This is a genomic window from Bacteroidales bacterium, from assembly GCA_014860575.1.
Lineage (GTDB): Bacteria > Bacteroidota > Bacteroidia > Bacteroidales > JAAYJT01 > JAAYJT01.
Map to the genome: position 1 here is coordinate 1 of JACZJK010000011.1, position 24,985 is coordinate 24,985.

Sequence of the window (24,985 nt, forward strand, 5' to 3'; positions counted from 1 at the left end):
CCTCACCACCGCGGCCAGACACCGGCAACTTATAAGTTACTGTTTAATGGGTTATTGCTCGATTAATCCTTAATACACCTGATAGCCAAACCATGGCTTTTGTTCACGGTGCCTCGTCCCATATTGGCGGCGTTGTGAAACATGTTGCGTAACCAGGCGAAATTGCCGACCTGTTCAGTTTGCGTCCAAAACCAGCAATAAGTGCCCATATCCTGGAAATTGGCATTCCAGCCACGCCAGCCACCTGGCAAAGCTGTAAACCCTTTTTCATTGGTGGCTCCTGTATTCGGGCTATTCCAGTGTGTGAACCCTGTTTCCTTTAATTTACCACCGGCAGTTGTGGTTGAGCCAAGAAAGCTTGTCAGTGCTGTAAAATCTGCGTCGCTTGCAACCCGCCATCCTTCCGGACATAATTCTTTGTTACCGTTGGTAGCGGGATTGGTAGCATACCAATTATACAATCCACCGTAAACTTGTTTGTTGGAAATATTGTTGCCATACCACACATATGCGCCGGTAGTCAGGTTACTCCATGTTGAACCCACCGTGATGTTGGGTATATCGCTTCCATCAGAGTATTTGGTAGTTGCCAGGTTGCGTGCCATCCAAATCTGCGAACCAATAAAAACCACAGGATAGTGATTTCCATCGCCATCTGTGCATGGAACAAACTGGGCAGTGATGGTTTCACTTTTGATTGCCACAAGCGGGATCACAACGGCATAAATATCCGCATAGCAGGTTATCAGCAGCAGATCATCAGTATTGTATTGCATTTCAACCACTCCCCTGCCTGACTTAAATATTGCTTCATGATGCACCGGGTTGTCAGCTATTTTTCTGATCGTCGGATCGTCGTTGGCCGATTCTGTCATTATCAGTTTGCTGCCAAGTTTCATGTTTCCGCTAACAACCTGTAAGTGGTAAAACCCCGTTCTCAATCCTGAAATCTCAAATTCATGAAATCCTTTACCCAACATCACCTTCGAACTGGCAATTGGTTCTCCACTTAGGTTATATACGCTGATTACATGATCTCCAGGTTCAGATACAGGAAATTTGAAATAGGATATATTCCCTGCTGGATTCGGAAAAAGCACAAGTTCGCTTTCCATTGAAGTAACAGGCTCTGTGTTTCCAACAGTTCCAAAAAGGAATAATGTATCCGATCCATTCATCACCAGCGAGGTTTCCTGGGTAATGTTGTGAACCTTCACACTATCTACAAAAAGCGCTGCCCCGTTTCCCTCAAAGTTGATGTAATAAAACTGGGCTGAAGCCCCGGGCATGAACACTAAAACCAGCATAAAAACCAGCAAATGCTTTCTCGGAAAAAAGCTCATCTTCATTGTTTTCATATCAATATGAGTTTGGGTGGTCGTTCCAATTACTTTAAATTGATTGACTTTGAACACTTTTCAAACTTAATGCTAACAAAATTACAAAAAATCTGCTGTGTGCAATAGCGTTGCTGCAGAATAGCGTACTTCAATCAATTCCGCTACCTTTGCTTTCTTGTTTAATCTTCTATTCTAAGGGAATGCTGAAACTTACTTTGCTCTGTTTTTGCTTTTTGCCTGTCATGTCAATCCAATATTTTCCTGAAGTGTTGGCTTTACCGGTCAATAAATCCTGCCAGGAATTCAGGGTTGATTCCTGGCCGGATCATACTATATCAATAATAACCAGCAGCATTACCGATGATTTTGAATCCATCACCATACCACTAAAAAGGGCAGGTAACCTTATACTTCTCGAGGCAATCATTGACAGTGTACCTGGCAATCTGATACTTGATACTGGTTCATCCAGGCTTGTGCTGAACAGTATTTACTTCAGGCACAACCGAAAAACGGGGAGCCTGATGGCTGGCGGAATTACCGGATCAACTGGCACTTTAGCTAGTTCGCGGATTAAAAACCTGCAGATATCGGAAATTAATTTTCAGAACCTTGAAGCAGATATAACAGATCTCGGGCATATTGAAACAGCCAGGAACGTGAAAGTGCTGGGATTTTTTGGCCTTAATCTGATCTCAGATTTTGAAGTTGTAATTGATCTTTATCGCAGTGTTCTGGAATTGCACCGGCTCGATTTTGGCGGTAAAAGGCTTGCAACATCAGGAGGTTTGCTATCAACTGATATCAATCTGCCCATACAGGTTTTTGTGGATGTTATTTTTGTTGATGGCTATATTGCTGACAGAAAGCTCATTTTCTGCATTGATACTGGCGCAGAGAGCAATGTTCTTGGTAGTCACCTGCCAAACAAGGTTCTCAGTACTGTGAGCGTTTCTGGAAGATCGAAGCTTCGCGGTGCGAGAGCCCAGAGCGTTGAAGTACTGTATGGATCAATGAATGATTTCTCTCTGGGTAAATCCCACTTTTCGGAAATGAACACTATTATTACCAATCTGAACTCCATGAGCAATACCTATGGTGTTCGCATTGATGGAATGCTGGGTTGCGATTTCCTTGAAAAAGGAGTGTTTATTATAAACTTCCGGCAAAAAAAACTTGGTATTGTATTTAATAAGAACGATAAAAATGAATAAACTCCTGAAATATTTTGTGTTAATAATTGCCCTTTGCTACACAAACTTGATTTGGGGGCAAACAGAGCCGGAAAAAGCCGGAAAAATGATTGATGGAAGATTTGTCCTTAACATCAATCTTAACTGGAACAATGAGGAAAGAGCACGGTTTGCTGAGTTGTATGATCTCGACAGCCTGATAGTCAGTGCTATTTTTAACGAGCAAATGGATTTTATTAACGACAGTACCGAATGGATCGTCAGGACTGTCAGAAAAGGTCAGTTGGAATTATCAAAAGACTTCGGCAAAGACTCAGACGCACATCTTGAATACATTTTATTCTCAGGGCAACGGGATCATGCTAAGCCTCCGCCACCGGTCAGCATACCAGCGAATTATGGCCGAAACAGTTTTACTTCTGCTGAAGTTTTTAACTATCATGATGGTCTGGCCTGTTTCTTACTTCCTGACCAAAATAAAGCCAGATCAGTTTTTTTATCGGGCTCCTTTAATCAATGGAGCACCATGCAACTTCCTATGCAAAAAACTGAAAAGGGATGGGAAGTCTGCCTGCAGCTTCCGGCTGGCAAGCATTACTATAAATTTATTGTTGACGGAAACTGGATGTACGACCCAAACAACAAGCTGAAAGAAAAAGACGGACACCGCAGCTATAACTCTGTGGTATATTGCTACAACCATGTTTTCACGTTGGCCAATGAAAGCAATGCCCGGAGGGTAACGGTGGCAGGTAGCTTCAATTCCTGGAATCAAAGAGAGCTTGATATGAAAAGGACCCCGGCAGGATGGGAGCTTCCATTATATCTGCGGGAAGGAACACATGCCTATAAATTCATTGTTGATGGCCGGTGGATCAATGATCCCGCTAACCCTTATGTACGGCCTGATGGCTCGGGCAATTACAATTCATTTTTAGGAATAGGCGACACACTTGTTTTTAAACTTAAAAATTATCCTGAGGCCGGGTCAGTTATACTTACCGGCAGTTTTAACGCCTGGAACACAGGCGAATTATTAATGGAAAAGAAAGCTGGTATTTGGCAATTGCCCTACGTGCTTGCAGCGGGCAATTACGAATACAAGCTTATTGTGGATGGCCGTTGGATCGCTGATCCGCTTAATCCTTTTACAACAGGCGAAGGCGACTATGTTAATTCTTTTGTGGCATTCAAGCCAAACCATGTTTTTAAGTTACAGGGTTTCACCGATGCGAACCATGTTATTGTTGCAGGAAGTTTCAATGGCTGGCATACAAAGCAATACCGTATGGTATTCAGGGATGGGGAATGGGTTTTTCCTGTTAATCTGGCTTATGGCAGACACAGCTACAAATTCATCGTGGACGGTGAATGGATACTCGACCCAGCCAACCCACTGTGGGAAGAAAACGAATTTGGTGGCGGCAATTCGGTTCTCTGGATAGAACAATGAACTAGCAACGTTAGCAAGAAGCTAATCCGGCTCATACCTTTCAATGTATTAGAACAATGATTTGCTTGTAGTGGAGAACCATTTCTGCCTATATAAAATCATTACACTATCCTCGCATCCATACAGGTGCAGAGCTCCGTACTATTTGTAGAAATAGCAATTAAAATCTTAATTGAAGGTGCAGCGCACCGAAATATATCTTCGACCAGAGATTAATGTTGCGGTGCGCTGCACCTTTAAAGCCTTACAAACTTCTTCCTCTACAAATATTTCGGTGCGCTGCACCTATAGTTGTCATTCCCGGATACATCCAGCCAAACCAAGCTGCCATTATTTTCAGTAATTTTGCAGACTTTTTAGAGGCGCCATATCCATGAGGGAAGAAATTGTAAAATCTGTAAAGTCAGAAGAAATAAACAAAAGTGAAGAACTCATTGAGGTGCTGGGAGCGCGTGTGCACAATCTCAAAAACATTGATGTTTCTATTCCCCGAAACAAACTGGTTGTGATCACAGGTTTGAGCGGCAGCGGTAAATCTTCTCTTGCATTTGATACCATTTATGCCGAAGGCCAGCGCCGCTATATGGAAACATTTTCCGCTTACGCCAGGCAATTCATCGGTAATCTTGAAAGACCCGATGTGGATAAGATCAGCGGTTTGAGCCCTGTGGTTGCTATTGAGCAAAAATCATCCGGTCGCAATCCACGTTCTACCGTTGGAACTATCACCGAGATTTATGATTTTTTTCGCTTGTTATTTGCCCGTGTTGCCGATGCCTATTCGCATGTTACCGGTGAACCAATGGTTCGCTACACCGAAGAACAGATTATTGGTCTGATCCAAAAAAAGTTTAGTGAGCAAAATATTATGGTGCTGGCGCCACTTGTAAAAGGCCGCAAAGGACATTACCGAGAAATGCTTGACAATATGCGCCGCCAGGGCTTTCTGAAGGTTCGAATTGATGGTGAAGTGAAAGAACTCAGCTTTGGCATGCAACTCGACCGCTACAAAATCCACGATATCGAGTTAATGATTGATCGCCTGAAGATTAATGAGGCTTCCGGCAGGCGGCTCGCACAATCGGTTCAGACAGCCATGAAACATGGCCGAGGCTCGCTCCTGGTGATGAGTGAGACAAATAACGAGGTTCAGTATTTCAGTCGTTCCTTGATGGATCCCACCACAGGAATTAGCTATGATGAACCTGAACCCAATTCATTTTCCTTCAATTCGCCGTATGGGGCCTGTCCTAAATGCAACGGGCTTGGTGTGATCTCGCAGGCCGATATGAGCCGCATCATGCCCGAGCCCAAACGCAGTATCCGCAAAGGCGGACTTGCACCCTTGGGTGAATTCAAACCTACATGGATTTTCAAACAGGTGGAAGGAATTTTGCTGAAACATGGCTATACCATGGACACGCCAGTGGGTGAACTTAGCCAGCAAACCCTGGATACGCTTTTTTACGGTTCGCACGAATTGATTAAAGTAAAAAACGAATACCTCGGAGTTACAAGCACTTACAACCTTAACTTCGATGGCATCATTAACTTTATCATGAGCCAGGATGCCCTGTCAAACTCGGCGGGAATCAGAAAATGGGCTTCCGGATTCATGAACAAAGTAGAATGTCCTGAATGCAATGGCAGCAGGCTCAAAAAGGAATCGCTGCATTTCAGGGTGGCAGGCACATCCATTGGTGAGTTGATTGACCTTGATTTTATTCACCTTGCAGCATGGGTAAATGAAGTGCTTGAAAAAATTGACGAGCGCCGGCAGGTTGTTGCACGCGAAATCCTCCGGGAAATCAATAACCGCATTGAGTTTTTATTGCAAGTCGGATTGGGTTATCTTACCCTGAACCGGCCTGCAGCCAGCCTCAGTGGCGGCGAATCGCAACGGATTCGGCTGGCCACACAGATCGGGTCGCAACTGGTGGGCGTTTTATATATTCTGGACGAACCCAGTATCGGCCTTCACCAACGTGATAATCAACGGCTCATCAAAGCTTTGCAGAATTTAAGGGATATTGGAAATTCAGTGTTAGTGGTTGAGCACGACAAGGATATGATCCTGGCTGCCGATCATGTGGTTGACATCGGCCCTGGCGCCGGGAGGCTTGGCGGCAGGATTGTCGCACAAGGTTCGCCAAAAGAAATGCACGACTGCAATACTATTACCTGCCAGTATCTTAGCGGGAAGAAATCCATAGCAGTACCGGCACATCGCCGGGCGCCCAATGGCCATCATCTTAAACTCAACGGCGCTACCGGGCATAACCTTAAAAATGTGAATCTGAAAATCCCGCTTGGATTGTTTGTTTGCATTACCGGTGTATCGGGCAGCGGCAAGTCATCGCTTATCAACGAAACTTTATTTCCTATTCTCAACCGCCATTTTTACCGCGCCGAGCAAGAGCCCCTGCCGTATAAGAAAATTGAAGGCATAGACAATATTGACAAAGTGATTGAAATTGACCAATCGCCAATTGGAAAATCACCGCGTTCGAACCCAGCCACATATACCGGTGTATTTGATGAAATACGAAAGTTGTACACACAATTGCCTGAAGCTAAGATCCGCGGTTATAAACCCGGCCGTTTCTCATTTAACGTTAAAGGCGGGCGATGCGAAACCTGCAAAGGCGCCGGAGTAAAAGTTATTGAAATGAATTTCCTGCCCGATGTACATGTGCTTTGCGATACCTGCTATGGCAAGCGCTACAACCGCGAAACACTGGAAGTCCGCTACAAAGGCAAATCCATCAGCGATGTGCTGGACATGAGCATTAACCAGGCGGTTGAGTTTTTTGAAAACATCCCTCCTATCGTACACAAGATCAGAACCATCCAGGAAGTTGGCCTGGGATATATAACCCTCGGACAACAAAGCACAACGCTCTCAGGCGGTGAAGCACAACGGGTAAAACTCTCCACCGAACTTTCGCGTAAAGATACAGGCAAAACCCTGTACATCCTCGACGAACCCACTACCGGCCTGCATTTTGAAGATGTAAAAGTATTGCTGGATGTGCTGAACCGCCTCATGGAAAAAGGGAATACGATCATCATGATTGAGCACAACATGGAGGTGATCAAAACCGCTGATTACATCATTGACATGGGACCCGATGGCGGCGATGCCGGCGGAACCATCGTAACGCAAGGCACCCCGGAAGAAATCATCAGGCAAAACAAAGGATATACGGCGGAGTTTTTGAAGGAAGAGCTTAAAGTCTGATTAGATTTCATAGTCTCAAAAAGTATGATACAGACTTATAGATAAATCGCTTTATATCATAAGGTTATTCCATTTGTAAACGATTCGATACAAATTGATTATTTTTGCCAATTAAATAACGCCGAACACTGAACCCCATGAACCACAACGAATTTAATTCCGAAGATCGTATCAGGGCTGCATTTACGCAAAAAGACTGGAACGAGATTAAATCCCACGATTCATGGTCGGTTTTTAAGATCATGGCCGAATTTGTTGATGGCTATGAAACAATGGGTCGCATCGGGCCTTGTGTGTCAATTTTCGGATCGGCCCGAACCAAACCAAGCCATGCATATTACAAACTGGCTGAGCAGATTGCCTACCTGCTTACCAAGAAAGGTTTTGGCATCATCACCGGTGGTGGCCCCGGAATCATGGAAGCTGCGAATAAGGGCGCTCATTATGGCGGAGGCAAATCGGTGGGACTGAACATCGTGCTCCCGCATGAGCAGTATTCTAATCCTTTTATTGATCCAGATAAACTCATCAATTTTGATTATTTCTTTGTCCGCAAAGTCATGTTCATGCGTTACGCCCAAGGCTATATTGTGCTTCCCGGTGGCTTCGGTACACTTGATGAATTGTTTGAAGCAATAACTTTAATACAAACGCATAAACTGGTCAGTTTCCCAATAGTTCTCGTAGTAAAATCCTATTGGGAAGGTTTACTTGCCTGGATCGAGGAACGCTTGCTCGAAGAACAGAAGATCAGCCCGCAGGATATGAACCTGTTTTCGCTGGTTGATACGGCGGAAGAAGCGGTTCAGAAAATTGAAGAGTTCTACGAAAAATACGCGCTGAAGCCGAATTTCTAAGACTTAATCCGAAATCATCACTTTTTTTCTATTAACCCACTCATCTCCTTGCAGGTTTTTGAATTTCACACTGAATAGGTATAACCCACGATTCCAATTTCTTACTTGAATATTTAAAGGGTTTTGCAAGGCCTTTTCTTCAAAAATTAACCTTCCGGTAAGATCAAAAACCTGCAGCTCAGTCGTATAATTCCTACTGTTTTTATGAGTCAATGTAAGGCTTGTTGAAGCCGGATTCGGAAAAACATCAAAGCTAGTTTGTCCTGGAATAACTGGCTTTTTGATACCAAACGGCTTAGGCGTGATTCCACGGTAATAAGAAAGCCCGCCCCGGTAGTTACCGATAATCAAATCAGGAAAATCATTGCCACTCATCCATCCCAGAGCTGGCGCGGTGCGAATGCCTTCATTGATGAGTAGCAATCTTTCTTCAGCAAGTGTGAACCCACTATCAAGATTGTTATCAATATCCTTAAAGTAAAGGATACGTCCCGATTCTGAACCAACGAAAAGCTTTAATTTATTTTCAACATCGCGAAAGAAATGTGGAATGCTGTGGCCTGTATAAGATAACATTGGGTCTGTTACATTTACGCCTCCCAATTCATCGGTGACTTTTATAAATGAGGGATTTGAAAGCGTGCCACTATTTTGGTAGTAGCTTAGCTTTCCGTTTGCCCGACCCAATACCAGGTCTATCAAACCATCATTGTTTAAATCAATTAATTGGGGCGCACTAAAGCCGCAAACAGAAATTTGTTGATAATTATCATCAATCAACTCAAATACTGGTAAGCCATTTTGCCTGGATTGTTCGGTAAACAAAAGCAAGTTGCCAGCCTCATTACCGATGAGCATTTCTAACTTTCCGTTATTGTCAATGTCGGCCAGACTTGGATATATTGCTTTCAGGCCTAATTCAGAAAGGTTCGCAAAATCAGCATTAATTAATGTAAATGCCGGACTGCCCTGAATTCCGGTATTTTTATAGAACGCGATTTGCGAAACATATTTGCATTGCAAATTAAAGAACTGATCGAAAAAACACGTGTCATTATAGCCATAGTTTGAAACCAGCAAATCAAGCAAGCCATCTCCGTCAAGGTCGAACAAAAGAGGTATAGCGCCCGCTCCAACATCTATCATACGGTGTTGTAATAAATCATCGCGTTCGAACTCAAAAACCGGCATTTCGTTGGTGCCGGTATTATTGTAAAGCCAAACAGTATGGTGATGGTTTGATCGCCTTAAGCTTGGATCGAACGTTGAAACAACAAGATCTTTGAGGCCATTGTTATTCATATCCAGATAATTGGCTACGGGAAAAGAAAACAGCGATACCGGCCTTGTATTCGCCGGAAACACGGTATCGTATCCAGCCATATAAGCCGAAACAATTGTTCCTTCGTTCTCTAATAGAAACAGGCCTGGGTAGTCAATATCACCAAGAATAAGATCCTGCAAACCATTGCCGGTCATGTCGAGGGTTAATAATGTTGATCCTGTGTGCCGTTCTTTAGTGTTTGCCATTTGGTTCAAAAAGCCGTTGTTTTTGAAAATGAGACAGGTGTCGAGTGTGATGTCATTTGATTCGTCACTTTCGGCAAACCAACCCCAGCAATAATCAGTTTTGGCATAAACCAGCGAATCGCTGTGTCCGTATAGTTCAAAGGATTGATTGGTATGCATTTCAAGAAAGGTTCCCAGGCCCCAGAAGGTAAGTATGTCAAGATCGCCATCACTATCGAGGTCAACAATTGCAGGATAATCAACATTGGTCACAAGCAGGTTGGTTTGAATGTTTCCATACAATGAGCGCAGGTAAGGAAACGTAACTTGCTCAAATTCGATGTTTGCTTCTGAGATATTCCTGTACACTTTGATCCCGCCTATTGTATAGGTGAAAATGTCCTTTTTGCCATCATTGTTATAATCAATAAACTGAACCCAATGCTCCATTGCCGGGAAGTTATCAATGTATTCGGGTGCAAAACTGAAAGCATATTCGCTGCCGCTGCCATTGTTTATAAAAGTCAGCAAGCGGTTCCCATGTCTATCGAAAACTATCAAATCGTCAATGCCATCGAAATTGAGATCGAAAGAATGGAACTGACAGGCATTCAAGCCTCCGGTCCAGGCAAGGTCAAGATGTTCGCTTTCCGAACCAAAAACCTGAATGTTTATGCTGCGTTCGAAGCCAAAGTCGTGATATTCCTGCGCCATCACACTGGTGCTCAGTATGACGAGAATAAAAAACATGTTCACTGATATTCGCATAAAGCAGTAGGTTGTTAATCATGAAAACCTCTGAAAGTCAGATGTAAAAGTGTGTGAAAATGACATTTTCAATCAATATGCAAGTGATCGGAAAGCCATTTTTTTTTCAGCTTTGAATAAATTGTTAATTTACAGCTATAATTCTATCTTTGCACCCTCAAAAAAAACAAAGGTAGTTATTTCAGATATTCTTAAACCCATTAACAAATGCAAAGTAAAGGAGCCATTAAGTTTTTCGCCATCGCTTTCGCCTTGGTATGTCTTTACCAGTTGTCGTTCACCTTTATATCTACGCGAGTTGAGAGTAAAGCACGAACCTACGCCCATCATGAAGATAACCGCCAGCTTGCTGCAAAGCTCGCCGACAATGACAAGGTACTGGAAGCATATTACTATGATTCGATAGCGAAATCGCGCGAAAGGTATTACCTTGATTCAATGAGCAATCAGGTTGTATATAATATTGGAATAAGGAAATACACTTTCCAGGAAACAAAGGAACGTGAACTCAATCTCGGCCTTGACCTTAAGGGAGGGATGAACGTAACACTCGAAATTTCAGTTGTTGATATTATCAGGTCACTCTCCGGAAACAGCAACAATCCTGTCTTCGTACAGGCAATCGAAATGGCTGTTGAAGAGGAAAAAACTAGTCAGAAAGAACTCATTACCCTTTTTGCTGAATCATTTACGACGATTGATCCCAACGCCAGTCTTGCAGCTATCTTCATCAATGCTCCTGAGTTTAAGGATCGCATCCGTTTCAATTCTACCAATGCTGAGGTTATTTCACTCATAAGCGATGAAATTGACGATGCTATTGACCGTTCTTTCAATATTCTCCGTACACGTATTGACCGTTTTGGAGTCGCACAGCCCAATATTCAATTGTTGCCGGCTTCCGGAAGAATTTTGGTAGAACTCCCTGGTATAAAGGAACCGGAACGTGTGAGGAAACTTTTGCAGGGAACTGCTCAGCTCGAATTCTGGGAAACCTACCAGTTTAATGAAATTGCCAATTATTTTACCGAAGCCAATACCCGTCTGCTTGCAATTCAGGAACGTGAATCTATTCAAAGCGACGACCTTACACAGCCGGAAGAACCCGTTACTCCTGATCAGCCTGTTGTGGAAGAAACTGAAACCACAGAACCAACTGCCGAAGGCGATCAATCACTTGATGATTTGCTGGCAACCGATACAACCTTAACTGATTCGGCAGCGGATCGCAGCCGCGAAGAATGGGCCAGGGAAAATCCATTGTTTAACTACCTTCAGCCTAATTTTTTCCAGGGTAACGACGGCATGGTTTACCCCAGCGAAGGTTCCTCAATCGGATTTGCCGCTATCAAAGATACTGCAAGGGTAAACCGTATGCTCAGGAGCGTGAATGAGGTTTTCCCACGCAACCTGAAAATGGCCTGGAATGTAAAGCCAGCTAAACATACACCCGATGTACTTGAGCTTGTTGCTCTGAAGGTAACATCGCGTGATGGCCTTGCCCCGCTCACCGGAGAAGTAATCATTGACGCCCGCCAGGAATACGGCCAGTTAGGACAGGTTGAAGTAAGCATGACCATGAATGCCGAAGGCGCTCGCACATGGAGAAGATTGACAGGTGATAATATTGGCCGGCAGATTGCTATTGTGCTCGATGGTTATGTTTACTCTGCTCCCCGTGTCAACGATGAAATCCCAACCGGCCGTTCATCAATCTCCGGCGAGTTCGACATCCAGGAAGGCCAGGACCTTGCAAACATTCTTAAATCTGGTAAGATGCCTGCACCGGCACGTATCGTTCAGGAAGAAATTGTTGGTCCATCGCTGGGCCGCGAAGCAATTTCTGCCAGTTTGCTTTCATTCCTCATTGCTTTTATCCTTGTGCTTGCTTATATGATCTTCTATTATAACAAGGCAGGATTAGTTGCCGACCTTGCGCTGCTTGCAAATATATTCTTCATTCTGGGAGTTCTTGCCTCGCTGGGGGCCGTTTTAACACTTCCCGGCATCGCAGGTATTGTGCTCACTATCGGTATGGCTGTTGATGCCAACGTAATTATCTTTGAAAGGGTACGCGAAGAACTAAGAGCCGGTAAAGGCCTAAAGCTTGCCATTACCGACGGGTACAAAAATGCTTATTCCGCCATTATTGACGGTAACGTAACTACCTTGCTAACAGGTATTGTGTTATATATTTTCGGAAGCGGCCCCGTACAAGGTTTTGCAACAACCCTTATTATTGGTATCTGTTCCTCTTTGTTCACTTCAATCTTTCTAACGCGTTTGATATTCAATTGGCAACTTGAAAAAAACCGGAAGATTACTTTTGATAACAATTTTACCCGGGAACTTTTTACCAACACCAAATTCGACTTCTTGCACTTCCGCAAATATTCCTATATTATTTCGGCGAGTGTCATCGTGATCGGACTTGCCTCCCTGACTTTCAAAGGCCTGAATTATGGTGTCGATTTCACTGGCGGGCGTACATACGTTGTTCGTTTCGATCAAAATGTAAGTACCGTTGATGTACGTGCAGCTTTGGCTGGCGAACTTGGCACAGCGCCTGAAGTAAAAACATTCGGCCCTTCAAATCAGGTGAAAATTACAACAAAATACATGATTGACATTGACACACCGGAAGCAGACTCCATTGTTGAGTCTGGTATTTACAAAGGTGTTGCCGGGTTCTACCAGGATCCATTATCTTTTGACGATTTTACTTCCGATGATGATGAGAAAATCCTTGGCCGTTTGAGTTCGCAAAAAATTGGTCCCACCGTAGCCCGTGATATCAAACAAGCAGCTATTATTGCGGTATCTTTTGCCCTGTTAATCATCTTCGCATACATTGCCTTCAGGTTTAAACGCTGGCAATATGGTGTTGGCGCTGTTGCCGGATTGTTCCATGACTCCCTGATCGTGATATCGCTCTACTCTATTTTCTATGGGATATTGCCTTTCAGCCTTGAGGTTGACCAGGCATTTATTGCTGCAATTCTCACCATCATAGGGTACTCGGTGAATAACACCGTTGTTATCTTTGACCGTATTCGTGAAAACGTCTCCCTGCACTTAAAACGTCCATTGCATCAAAACATCAATGATGCAATCAATAGTACCCTCGGAAGAACGGTGAATACCGCAGGAACAACCATTGTTGTACTTATAACGATCTTCATTTTTGGTGGAGAAGTCATCCGTGGCTTCGCATTTGCACTGCTGGCAGGTATAATGGTAGGAACCTATTCTTCATGGTTTACTGCAACGCCAATTGCTTATGATTTGATCACGCGCCGCAAACCAGAGCAAACCATTGCAAAAAAATAATGCCCTGATTTACTTGTTATTGATTGATATGCAAAAAACGCCCTTTAATGGGCGTTTTTGCTAAGTGCCAATAAGCAAATAGTTTTACTTTTGTAAAAATAATAATTCTCAGATGGACTTTGGGTTCGTAACACTATTCTTTAACATAAGCGGTGGCGAAATATTCGTAATCCTGCTGATAGTTTTCATAGTGTTCGGGCCAAGCAAAATACCAGAAGTTGCACGCTCACTGGGTCGTATGATGAATGAAGTGAAAAAGGCTTCAAGCGACATTTCAAGAGAGTTCAGGAATGAAACTTCAGTGATTGAAAGGGATCTGAAAAAAACAACCGATAGTTTAAAAAAGGACTTGGATCCCATTCATGACGATCCTTTAGAACCCCGTCATAGGAAAAATGTGGAAGCTGCATCAACTGAGATTCCGGATGTCTATCTTAAGAATGATACACCTGATGCAGGAGTGATTGAAAAAGGCAATGAGAATGAGGAAAAAACAGAAAAACCCATACAATAATTAATACAGCCACCGTTCTATACATTGAATAAACCAAACGGTTAAAACCCATATTAAATGAAGCTAATCAAAGGTCTGATCTTCCTCCTGATCCTGATTTTTTCCGTTCCTGAACAAGGCATTGCCCAAAGGCGCTATAACCGACGTATGGCAGCTGCTGAAAAAGCATTTGATAACTATCAATTCAACAATGCTCTTAACCGCTACAAAAAGGCTTACTCGCGCACCCGTGATAAGGACAACAGAAACTACATCATCTTCAAGATGGGTGAGGCTTATCGCTTCATGAATGAAACACGGCGTGCTGAAGTCAATTACCGCAGATTGGTCCGCGTCAATTATGAAAAGCGCGAACCCATTGTACTCCTGCGCTATGGCGATGTGTTGCGGATCAACGAAAAATATGACCTTGCCGAAGAAGCCTACCTGGCATATATTGAACTCGAACCAGAAGATCCACGCGGAACGGTAGGTCTTGAATCTGTTCAGCTTGCACGCGACTGGCTCGATAACCCGACCAAGTACGAAATTACCAACGAGCGCCGCATCAACACGAGGGAAGATGATTTTGCCCCCGATTATGCCGACCGTAATTTTAATTCAATCATTTTTGCCTCGAACCGCGACGGTGTTGCCGGCAAAGGCAAGGATGACTGGACTGACATGAATTATTCCGATATGTTCTATGCACGGCGCGATCCCAAAGGTGATTGGGGTACTCCGGTGCTTGTTGATAATAACGAAATGGTTAATACCGGTTCGCACGAAGGCGTTGCTACCTTTACACAACGCTTTACAAACCTATATTTTACACGTTGTTACAGCCAGAAGAGTGAAGAAGAGCGTGGCGCCGGGTGCCAGATATACAGAGCGGCACGCGAAGGAAATTCATTTAGCGAACCCGTAAAACTTGAGCTTGGCGGCGACAGCACCCATGTTGTAGGCCATCCAACCTTTAGTTCCGATGAACTTACCATCATTTTCAGCGCCGACTTTGAAGGAGGCGTTGGCGGCAAGGACCTATGGTTTGCAAAACGTGCTTCAGCAACCGATGAATTTGCTCCTGCGCAAAATCTCGGCGAACTCATCAATACCCTTGGTGACGAAATGTTTCCATTTCTTCGCGATGATACTATCTTGTATTTCAGTTCCACTGGACATCCGGGAATAGGCGGACTCGATATTTTTAAATCTTCGATGGTTGACGGCCAATGGCAGAAACCTGTGAACATGCAGTTTCCTGTCAATTCGCCGGGCGATGATTTTGGAATTACTTTCAAACCCGGCGAAGAAGTTGGATTTTTCAGCTCTAATCGTCGTGGTGGCCGTGGCGGCGACGATATTTATTCATTTATTAAACCGCCGCTCGTATTCACTTTGCAGGGTGTTGTAAAGAATGAAGCAAACCTGCAGTTTGTGCCCGGTGCAACCATCAGTATGGTTGGAACCAATGTAACATCTGTTGAGGGCCGTACCGATGCAAAAGGTTTCTATAGCTTCGCGCCATCGCAGATAAAGCCAAATACAACCTACGAACTCACAGTAGACCATGAAGGCTTCTTTATTAAAAAAGGAGCTTATACTACAGTTGATGTTTTTGCGAACCGTGATTTCGTAGTTGATTTTATGCTCGAACCAATTCCCGATAAAGCCATTCCTTTGCCCGAAATCCGTTATGAACTGGCCAAATGGGACCTACTGCCACAATACCAGGATTCGCTGCAGGGCCTGATCCAGATCCTGGATCAGAACCCAACCATCGTAGTTGAACTTGCCGCGCACACCGATTCGCGCAACACCTTCGAGTACAACGATATTCTTTCACAACGACGTGCAGAATCCGTTGTGAATTATCTTATTGAACGAGGTATTGCCGCCGACAGGATGATGGCCCGTGGTTATGGCAAACGCGTTCCAAGAAACCTTGAAAATGATATAACCCTTGATGGCTTCACCTTCACGGCAGGAACCTTGCTCGATGATCCTTACATTGAATCTCTGCCTACCACTGCTCACCGCGAAGCGGCACACCAGTTGAACCGGAGAACTGAGTTTCGCGTGCTGAGTCGCGATTATGTGCCCAGAACCACACCTAGAAAACCCGGAGAAGTCATCCAGGTAGTTGTGAACCCTGATGAAAACGTGGTGCAATACCGAAGCGGTGAAAATGAAGAGATTTATGTGCCTTGCATCCTCAATGGCTATAACCTAATTTTCACACTTGATACTTATGAACGTAACATGCTGCAGGTATCGCTGGAGCAAGCATTGAAACTGCTTACCGATGGCGCCATCAACCGCAATGATTTTGAAGGTGATGCCCAAAAAATCCTTGGCGCAGGAACCATTGCCAACCAGGCTGTATTTAACATTCGTGAATTGCGTGTGGGTGATAAGATTGTTAACGATTTAAAGGCTACCGTTAGCCACCGCCAAATCGAACCCCTGGCCATAGGCGAAAACGTGCTCAATCAGTTTGGTACATACAGCATCAATAAAGAAAAAAATCAGATTATCTTTAAATAAAATGAGTGGTCAATCGCGTTACCAGCAACGGGGTGTTTCGGCTTCGAAAGAAGATGTGCACAAGGCCATTCAACTTACAGACCGCGGTTTATTTCCAAAGGCATTCTGCAAGATAATCCCTGATTATCTGGGCGGCGATTCTGATTATTGTAATATCATGCATGCCGATGGAGCCGGCACAAAATCCTCGCTTGCCTATCTTTACTGGAAAGAAACCGGGGATCTCAGTGTCTGGAAAGGGATCGCACAGGATGCCATAGTCATGAACCTTGACGATCTGCTTTGCGTGGGAGTTTGTGACAATATGCTGATTTCATCCACTATTGGAAGAAACAAGCACCTGATTCCCGGCGAAGTGATCACTGCCCTCATACAAGGTACGGAAGATTTTCTTGCGCAAATGAGGGAACTGGGCATTGGCATCTGGTCAACAGGTGGAGAAACTGCCGATGTTGGCGACCTGGTTCGCACCATCATTGTTGACTCTACCATCACCGCGCGGGTACGCCGCAGCGAAATTATCTCCAACGACTCTATCCAACCCGGCGATGTAATCATTGGCCTGGCATCTTTTGGCAAGGCCAGTTACGAAACAGAATACAATGGCGGGATTGGCAGCAACGGGCTTACTTCTGCCCGCCATGATCTTCTCAATAACATCTACGCCAGTCTTTATCCTGAGTCATTTGATCCGCAGGTTCCTGCCCAATTGGTTTATTCCGGCAAACTGAAACTTGAAAGCGAAACCGGGATTCCAGACATCAATGCCGGAAAATTGCTACTCTCCCCTACCCGCACCTATGCGCCGGTAATCCGTGAGGTGTTGAAGCAGTTCAGGGCTCAAATCCATGGTATGGTGCATTGCAGTGGCGGAGCACAAACCAAGGTGCTTCATTTTATTGAGAAGCTGCATGTGATCAAAGACAATCTTTTTCCTGTTCCTCCCCTTTTCAGTATGATCCAGGAACAATCGGGCACAAGCTGGCAGGAAATGTACCAGGTTTTCAACATGGGTCACCGCATGGAAATTTACGTCTCACCCGCAATTGCAGATGATCTTGTTGCCATTTCTGAAAATTTTGGCGTTGAAGCCAGGATTATCGGGCGCTGCGAAGCTGCTGAATCAAAAAAGCTTACTATACGATCCCTGGCAGGAACTTTTGTTTATTGATAAAATACTACTGATTTTAAACTACCTGCTTCGGTCTACCTACTTCGGACTTCCATCTTACTACTTCCTGCTGCTGCTAAATAGCAGTTCTTTTTCCTCCTTGGATAAACTATCGTAACCCGAACGTTTGATTTTCTCAAGGATGCTGTCAATCTTTTTCTGGTTCGCAACTTTCTGATAATTATATTCATCGTCAGTAAGAGGCTTGTCGCTGGTATAAACATTCCTGAAAGGTTTTTTCTTTTGGGTATGAAATGAACCGAAAATACCACCAAACTTTTTAATGATGAAAGGTGCTGACAAATCCGTGCCTTTACTCAATAAACTAATATAAAGAAACCCTAATGCAGCACCGCCAAGATGTGCAATATGACCACCGGCATTTCCTGAACGAATCATAAAAAAATCAATGACGATGGTGAATAATGCCACGTACTTAATTTTTACGGGGCCTATCAGCAACAGGTAAATGGTGTAGTTGGGCACATAAAATGCAATAGCAACCACAATGGCCAGCACCGATGCCGAAGCACCCAATGCAAGTGCAGCAGGCAAAGCCGACTCAAATGCCGGGAAAATATTATAAAACAGAATAAACAAAAGAGCGCCTGCAATGCCGCCGGCTATGTATGTGAAAACCAACTGCCGGTTATTAAGGTATTGTAAAAATATCTGCCCGAACCAAAAAAGCCAGAGCATATTGAACAGCAAATGCAAAAAGTCAATGTGAAGGAACATGTATGTAAAAGGTGTCCATGGCTTAAGCAGCAACAAACCCAAATCAGCGGGAACGGCCAGCCATTGGGTCACAAAACTGAAAAGCGCCGCTGATGAATCGGTTCCCGGGCTTGAGAACAGAAAAGCAAATACACCTAAAAATCTGATTAATATCCAGATAATCACATTGATCAGGATCAATTTGGGCAATGCCGAACTGCTTCCAAAAAATGACCTGAGCCGGTCAAGAAATGAGGTTTGCTGGTACATAACTTAGAAAAACTTGGGCTTGTCTTTATAACGCCAATACATGATAAGTAAGTATCCAAAAATCATTCCACCAAGGTGGGCAAAATGCGCCACATTGCTTGAGGTTCGCGAAAAGCCAAGGTAAAGCTCAAGCAATCCATAAAGCAATACAAAATATTTTGCCTTAATAGGTATGGCCAGGTATAGGTAGATGATCACATTGGGGAAAATCATTCCAAACGCGAGTAAGATTCCGAACACAGCGCCGGAAGCGCCCACCACGTTGGGAAGGTTCAGAAAATATGTTTTGTAATCGGCCACAAACTCAATGGAACGCTGCAAGGCAGCATAATTTTCCTGGCTGCTACCAACTTGCTGTACATCGTTCTGGAACGATGAGAATGCCAGCCAGATTTCACCTGAATACTGATTGATGGCAAAGCGGTGGTTGGCAATCAGGTTGTTAAGCGACTGTGTTCCCGGATCGGATAGAAAAGCGTTGATCAACTGCAGGTCGGGTTGCAGGGTGAAATAAATGGTTACATAATGAACCAGGGCGGCGCCAATTCCGGTAATCAGGTAATAGATCAGAAATCTTTTCGGGCCCCAATAGTTTTCGAGCGTATTGCCGAACATCCACAACGCAAACATATTGAACAGGATGTGGGTAAAGCCACCATGCATGAACATGTAAGTGATGAACTGGTAAGGGGCAAACTTTTCGGCTGCAAAATACCGTAGGCCAAAGATATCAATCAGGTCAATGCCAAAAGCCTTTTCCAGGCCAATGGTGGCAAGAAAAAAAAGCCCGTTAATGATTAATAAATTCTTTACTACGGGTGGTAAAACCCTGAAGCCCATGGGGCGGTATTGTCCGTTCATTCAGTTTACGATTTTTGATTTACGAGGTACGATTTACAATTTGGGATTTCTTTGAATTTTGAATTTTGAATTTTGAATTTGATTTATTCATTCCCTGAACAACTTTCCGATTTCGGCAATTGTAAGAATGCGCAGGGTTGGACTGCCATCAGGTGCTGTTTCGGGGGCCTTGCTTGCAAACAATTCATTTACAATATTAAACATTTCTTCGTTTCCAAGGGCTTTCCCGGGTTTGATGGCGAGTTGCCTGGCCATGGAACGGGCAAGACTGGTTTTTTTATCACTTTTCAGATCAACAAGATTTCTCTTATAATTATCAATTATCTTCTCTAAAAGTTCACCCGGATTGTTATTATCCATATCAGCTGGCATGCCGCTGACAACAAAGGTACTGATGCCTAGTGGTTCGATCACAAAACCCAGCATCCGCAACTGTGGATAGATCTCGCGCAGGATGTCTGCATTGGCCGGGATGAAATTAACGGTTTGAGGAAACATATTTTGTTGCGATCCGGGATTATTACCCGAAAGGCTTTCCATCAACTTATCATACAATATCCGTTGGTGCGCGTAATGCTGGTCAATGATCATCAGTCCTGATCTGACCCTTGCCAGGATGTACCTGCCGTTTACCTGCATCAGTTGACTGTTTTCGGGAACGAGGGCGGCCTCTTCCTGCCCGGTTTCAGTAAGATCCTGTTCGGTTCGTAATAATAACGCCGACTGTGATGGCTGCTCGATTTTATACAATTGCTGCCAGTGCTCATCCACCGGTTTCCTGGAAGGTTGCTGCTGAGTAGCGTTGCCCTGCCTGAATGGGCTATAATCGGGATCGAGTTTTATCTGTGGTTGCCTGGGAATATAATCAGGCGGCATTGTCGGGATATTGATGCTTTGTTCCCTGTCGAAATCCAGTGCTGGCGCAAGGCTGAACTTGCCTAGTGCTTTTTTGACCGCTGCCTTCAATGTTGCATAAATCACCTGGTTATGCTGGAAATTAACTTCGGTTTTTGTAGGATGAATGTTAATGTCAATCGTTGTTGGGTCAACCTCGAGATAGATAAAGTAAACCGGGTGCGAATCATCGGGGATTAATTCTTTATAAGCGGTGTCAACGGCATGGTGCAAATAAGGATTGCGGATAAAGCGCTTGTTTACGAAGAAAAACTGCTCGCCCCGGGTTTTGCGCGAAAATTCGGGTTTGCCAAGCAGTCCCCTGATTTCAACCTCCGGTGTGGTTTCGGTAAGCGGGATCAGACGGTTCGAAAAATGATTGCCCATCAACGCCACAATGCGTTGTTTCAGGCTGGCCCGCTGCAGCACGAACATGGGCTTATCACTGTTATACAATGAGAACCCAATTTCATTGTAAACCAATGCCACCCGCTGAAACTCTTCGATGATATGCCGGAATTCGGCGTTATTGGATTTCAGGAAATTGCGGCGGGCGGGCACATTGAAAAACAGGTTTTTTACCGCAATGGAAGTTCCGGTTGGACAAGCTATCGGAGATTGGTTCTTAAAAGCAGCGCCTTCAATTTCCACCAGGGTTCCCAGGTCATCGTCCTGCCTCCGCGATTTAAGCTGAACCTGTGCCACCGAGGCAATGGAGGCAAGCGCTTCGCCACGAAAGCCAAGCGAGCGGATCGCAAAAAGGTCGGCGGCTTCACGAATCTTGGAAGTGGCATGTCGTTCGAACGCCAAACGGGCATCGGTAAGTGACATTCCGCAGCCATTGTCAACAATTTGTATGAGCGCGCGCCCTGAATCCTTTATATACAGCTTGATCTCGGTTGCGCCGGCATCAATGGCGTTTTCCAGCAACTCCTTCACGGCAGAAGCCGGGCGCTGTATAACCTCGCCGGCAGCAATCTGGTTCGCAACTGATTCAGGAAGAAGCTTGATGATGTCGGGCATGGGGAAATTTCAGATTTCAGATTTACGATTTAAGATTTTGTGATGCTGTGATGCTGTGATGCAGTGCGGGGATGGTTGATTGGTTGATTGGTTAAATGGTTAATTTGTGGAGTGGTGGAGTAATGGAGTGATGGAGTAATGGAATTTACGATTTCAGATTTTTGATTTACGAATGACGAATTTAGAATCGGGATCTGCTTTGAACCTTGAAGCTTGAACTTTGAACTTGCTTTAGAATCCTTTGTAGAAAAACATCAAATAGATAAACAGGGCAATGGCTGCGAGGTAAAGAAGTAAACGTACACTGGATACGGGGGCTTTTCGTTGCTGGCGGTCGCGGCGGGTTCGCCAGGAACGCTCAAGGTTTACACGCATACGCTCAACCTGATCGTCACCTTCTTTTGCTTCAACCGATTTCCTTATTTTTTCAAGTTCCTCCTTGCGCTCGTTGTAATACAAGGGGGTGTATTTGAACTCTTTGGGTTTTGCTGTTTTAAAAAATGATATCTTCATTGGTTATTTTTTTGCCACGGATTCACGGATGCTTTTTATTTGCCACGAATGCACGAATAAATTGTAATGCAGTTCCCGAATCGCTGCGCTCTCGGGATTTCGCTGCACTCAAGATGCTGTGAAACCGAGTACCGCTCGCTGATTACTATCTACCTTTTTTTGCCACGGATGCTTAACTCAGTATACACGCGCAAACTCATGGCGCAAAGATAAAGGAAATTTAGGAGTGACTGTGAACTGGAATTTCACAATGAAGGATTGTATGGTTCACCATACTGATTAGCGTTTGACAGTTCTTTGTGCAGCGTCCTATTAATTGGCTGGTGTTAGTTTTTTGCCCAAATAATTTCTTCTAGCCGTAACACCATATTTTTGATAAACAAAAATGCTATCGGTATTGAAGAACCTAGCATAATCAGGTGGCCCATTACAATCAAGACAGGTATAGGTATTGTTCCCCTCAAACGTTGCAATAAAACTGTAAGATCCAATAATAATGTTTAGAGAACTGTCCTGATGTTTCTCGGTTATAATCATTGTGCTATACCCTACGGTATCGGTGATCCAGACTAAGTAAGGAAAATAAGTCGGATCAAGATTAGTAAATGTTTCCATACAAGTATATGTGCCAACAAAGTCATCTCGGAAATCAGGCGGTTTTTCATTGTTCTCTGACTCACAAGAAGTCATAACACTGAGTAAAAAGACCAAAAATTTCAATTTACGAATAGCGCTTATTTTGATATCAGATAAAACGTTCATTATAAGGCGTTTTAAAAATTTGTCCGGTTTATATATTATTAACCTAGTGTGATCAACTTATCCTTTGAAACCTAATTCGAATATAGAAACAAATACTGCAGCGCTCGTAAAAAAGTTTAAGGCCATGATACCGTAGGACTCAGCAAGCCGGGAAAGACCCTGCTGCTTAAATCTTTATTCGTTGTATGTTAAAATGATTATCAAATATTTGGACAACGGCTTTAAACGTCCTTTAATAGATTGCCAAAAGTTAGTTTTAGTTGCATCGTTAAGGAAATGTTGCTGTTATCAGTTTTTCAACAATGTCGGATTTTGACAACATCTTCGACATACTATCATGATAAATCATCTTCACGTCTTATTTCAGCTCAATTGGCAGGCGTGCCATCATTGATCCATAATTGGATCTGGGTAATATTGCAGTCCGAAAGCTTCTGGCCGTTTTGGGGCATAGGCGAAAATCCCTGATCGTGGCGGATGGCGCCCATCAACTGGCCGGAGTTGGCAACTGTTACCAGGTTCGCATGGTTCTCAAGCCTGATGCCACCGGAAGCGGAAGCTCCGTTATGGCAGCCAAAGCAACGGTTTTGAATGACCGGCCAAACGGTTCCAGAAAATGTTACATTCAAGGTGTCGCAATCAATATCATCGCAATAGTTGTTCAAAGCACCCTGCATAATCCAGTTAAAGATAGCTTCTCGCTGTGCCACATTGAGCGGGCTCATGGGTGGGGGCGGCATGCGGTCGCGGGGATCACTTTCGGTGATTGCTTCGTATAAATCGCTGCTGCCTGGCCTGCCTGGCCTCACATCACCGGTTTCCATGATGTTCTCATAATTATTCAGGATCACGCCATTCTGGGCAGTTGCAACATCGTGACAACCGGAAAGGGCGCAGGAAGATTGCAGCAAGGGCAGAATGGTGTTCTGAAAATATACAGTATCCGGATCGCAGGGAATGCCCACAGGCGGTTCAGTAAAAGTTGTGTCGCGAACCCAAATCTCAAATTTCCGGATGTCGCAATCCGATAATTTATCTCCCACAGCCGGCATATTTGTAAAACCCTCTTCATGACGGATCGAACCCAGCAAAGCCCCGTTTTGTGCTACGAACGCTATGGCTGAAAAGTCAGTGAAATCAAGGCCAGCCTCGGGAGTAGCGCCGACATGACAGCTAATGCAATACTGATCAAGCAGCGGCATAATTGTGCCCGCGAAAGTTATATTGGTTGTATCACAGTCATCGGGAGGGTTTACCGGGGGACCCTCAATAGGTTCATGCCGGCAGGCGGCTGTGAACAAAAGCGCTGCAACAATTGCAGCCAGCAAGGAAATAATAAGATGTTTTTTCATCGTGATTGGATTGAAAACCAGCAGAAAAATTCTATTGCAATATTACAAGTAAAAACCGGCCGATGCGCTTAGAATGTTTATTAATTGCGATTATCAAACTTTTGACAATTGCTTTAGACGCCCATTATACGACTGCCAGTAGTTTCGCTTAGCTGAATCGTTAAGGAATGAAGCCGTTATCAGTTGTTCAACAAGGTCGGATTTTGACAACATCTTCGACATCCGGCTTCCTCATCCTTAAAAAGTATTTATGCCTTTCTCATTGATTACGTGAAAGATTTTTCAGTTTCAGGCTAACTTCCAGTCCCAACACATCGGCTATCTTTTGTAAAGTCTGAAGTGTAGGATTCCCTTTCCCGCTTTCAAACTGTTTTAAAGTTCGTAAGCCAACACCTGATAATTGAGCCAGGGTTTCCTGAGTAACTTTCAAGGAAGCCCTGCGCTCTTTAATTTGTTTGATCAATTCCTGAAAGTGCATTATCCGGCTCTTTTATGAGTAAAAATACGATAAAATGGATAAAATATGACAGAAAGAGCAGTAAAGGGCACTTTTGGTTGTGTGGTTTAGATAAAGTTAATTGCTACAAATTGCCTCTTAGCCAGCTTCATCCTCTAGAATTTGTGCACATTCCTTCTTGATACTACTGTTACACTTGATCGCTTAAAGTAAATAGGTTTTAATCCATGCTTG

At 44.0% G+C, this 24,985-nt stretch carries 17 protein-coding genes; 8 read left to right on the forward strand and 9 right to left on the reverse strand.

The genetic code is table 11. The features are described 5' to 3' along the window. Positions 1-62: 62 nt before the first annotated feature. Complete coding sequence (locus IH597_01935) at positions 63-1,358, reverse strand: T9SS type A sorting domain-containing protein (GenBank protein ID MBE0661201.1); 1,296 nt, start codon at positions 1,356-1,358, stop codon at positions 63-65. Positions 1,359-1,582: 224 nt separating this feature from the next. Here IH597_01935 and IH597_01940 point away from each other — a divergent pair, with 224 nt between their 5' ends. The 4 genes from IH597_01940 (at position 1,583) to IH597_01955 (ending at position 8,084) form a co-directional block, all read left to right on the forward strand. Then, positions 1,583-2,554: an aspartyl protease family protein gene (locus IH597_01940; GenBank protein ID MBE0661202.1), complete on the forward strand. Its 972-nt coding sequence runs from the start codon at positions 1,583-1,585 to the stop codon at positions 2,552-2,554. Next, positions 2,547-3,986: a glycogen-binding domain-containing protein gene (locus IH597_01945; protein ID MBE0661203.1), complete on the forward strand. Its 1,440-nt coding sequence runs from the start codon at positions 2,547-2,549 to the stop codon at positions 3,984-3,986. The genes IH597_01940 and IH597_01945 overlap by 8 nt, the downstream gene beginning before the upstream one ends. 373 nt (positions 3,987-4,359) lie before the next feature. Continuing rightward, positions 4,360-7,227 (forward strand): excinuclease ABC subunit UvrA, encoded by a 2,868-nt coding sequence (uvrA, locus tag IH597_01950; GenBank protein ID MBE0661204.1) that lies wholly within the window; start codon positions 4,360-4,362, stop codon positions 7,225-7,227. 137 nt (positions 7,228-7,364) lie between these two features. Next, complete coding sequence (locus IH597_01955; GenBank protein MBE0661205.1) at positions 7,365-8,084, forward strand: TIGR00730 family Rossman fold protein; 720 nt, start codon at positions 7,365-7,367, stop codon at positions 8,082-8,084. Positions 8,085-8,087: 3 nt separating this feature from the next. On the opposite strand, the gene IH597_01960 is transcribed toward IH597_01955, so the two are convergent. Further along, a complete protein-coding gene (locus IH597_01960) occupies positions 8,088-10,361 on the reverse strand; it encodes a T9SS type A sorting domain-containing protein (GenBank protein ID MBE0661206.1) in 2,274 nt (757 codons plus the stop codon). Positions 10,362-10,568: 207 nt separating this feature from the next. Here IH597_01960 and secDF point away from each other — a divergent pair, with 207 nt between their 5' ends. The 4 genes from secDF to IH597_01980 all read left to right on the forward strand — a co-directional run bounded on the left by secDF (position 10,569) and on the right by IH597_01980 (position 17,902). Continuing rightward, positions 10,569-13,691 carry a protein translocase subunit SecDF gene (gene secDF / locus IH597_01965; GenBank protein MBE0661207.1) on the forward strand — a complete coding sequence of 1,041 codons (3,123 nt, stop codon included), beginning with the start codon at positions 10,569-10,571 and terminating at the stop codon, positions 13,689-13,691. 112 nt (positions 13,692-13,803) lie between these two features. Next, complete coding sequence (locus IH597_01970) at positions 13,804-14,205, forward strand: twin-arginine translocase TatA/TatE family subunit (protein MBE0661208.1); 402 nt, start codon at positions 13,804-13,806, stop codon at positions 14,203-14,205. Positions 14,206-14,262: 57 nt separating this feature from the next. Continuing rightward, the gene (locus tag IH597_01975; GenBank protein ID MBE0661209.1) at positions 14,263-16,731 is read left to right on the forward strand and encodes an OmpA family protein; all 2,469 of its coding nucleotides are present in this window, start codon (positions 14,263-14,265) and stop codon (positions 16,729-16,731) included. A gap of 1 nt (position 16,732) precedes the next feature. After that, positions 16,733-17,902 carry a phosphoribosylformylglycinamidine cyclo-ligase gene (locus tag IH597_01980; GenBank protein ID MBE0661210.1) on the forward strand — a complete coding sequence of 390 codons (1,170 nt, stop codon included), beginning with the start codon at positions 16,733-16,735 and terminating at the stop codon, positions 17,900-17,902. Positions 17,903-17,962: 60 nt separating this feature from the next. On the opposite strand, the gene IH597_01985 is transcribed toward IH597_01980, so the two are convergent. From IH597_01985 to IH597_02015, 7 genes are all read right to left on the reverse strand, one after another. Beyond that, on the reverse strand, positions 17,963-18,889 hold the full coding sequence (locus IH597_01985; protein MBE0661211.1) for a rhomboid family intramembrane serine protease: 927 nt from the start codon (positions 18,887-18,889) through the stop codon (positions 17,963-17,965). 3 nt (positions 18,890-18,892) lie between these two features. After that, positions 18,893-19,729 (reverse strand): rhomboid family intramembrane serine protease, encoded by an 837-nt coding sequence (locus IH597_01990; protein MBE0661212.1) that lies wholly within the window; start codon positions 19,727-19,729, stop codon positions 18,893-18,895. Positions 19,730-19,837: 108 nt separating this feature from the next. Next, positions 19,838-21,667, reverse strand: a complete 1,830-nt coding sequence (gene mutL, locus IH597_01995; GenBank protein MBE0661213.1) for a DNA mismatch repair endonuclease MutL — start codon at positions 21,665-21,667, stop codon at positions 19,838-19,840. Positions 21,668-21,898: 231 nt separating this feature from the next. After that, the gene (locus tag IH597_02000) at positions 21,899-22,180 is read right to left on the reverse strand and encodes a hypothetical protein (GenBank protein MBE0661214.1); all 282 of its coding nucleotides are present in this window, start codon (positions 22,178-22,180) and stop codon (positions 21,899-21,901) included. Between the two features lie 312 nt (positions 22,181-22,492). Next, the gene (locus IH597_02005; protein MBE0661215.1) at positions 22,493-22,942 is read right to left on the reverse strand and encodes a hypothetical protein; all 450 of its coding nucleotides are present in this window, start codon (positions 22,940-22,942) and stop codon (positions 22,493-22,495) included. 368 nt (positions 22,943-23,310) lie between these two features. Continuing rightward, complete coding sequence (locus IH597_02010) at positions 23,311-24,294, reverse strand: hypothetical protein (protein ID MBE0661216.1); 984 nt, start codon at positions 24,292-24,294, stop codon at positions 23,311-23,313. Between the two features lie 259 nt (positions 24,295-24,553). After that, complete coding sequence (locus tag IH597_02015) at positions 24,554-24,772, reverse strand: helix-turn-helix transcriptional regulator (GenBank protein MBE0661217.1); 219 nt, start codon at positions 24,770-24,772, stop codon at positions 24,554-24,556. Between the last annotated feature and the right edge of the window lie 213 nt (positions 24,773-24,985).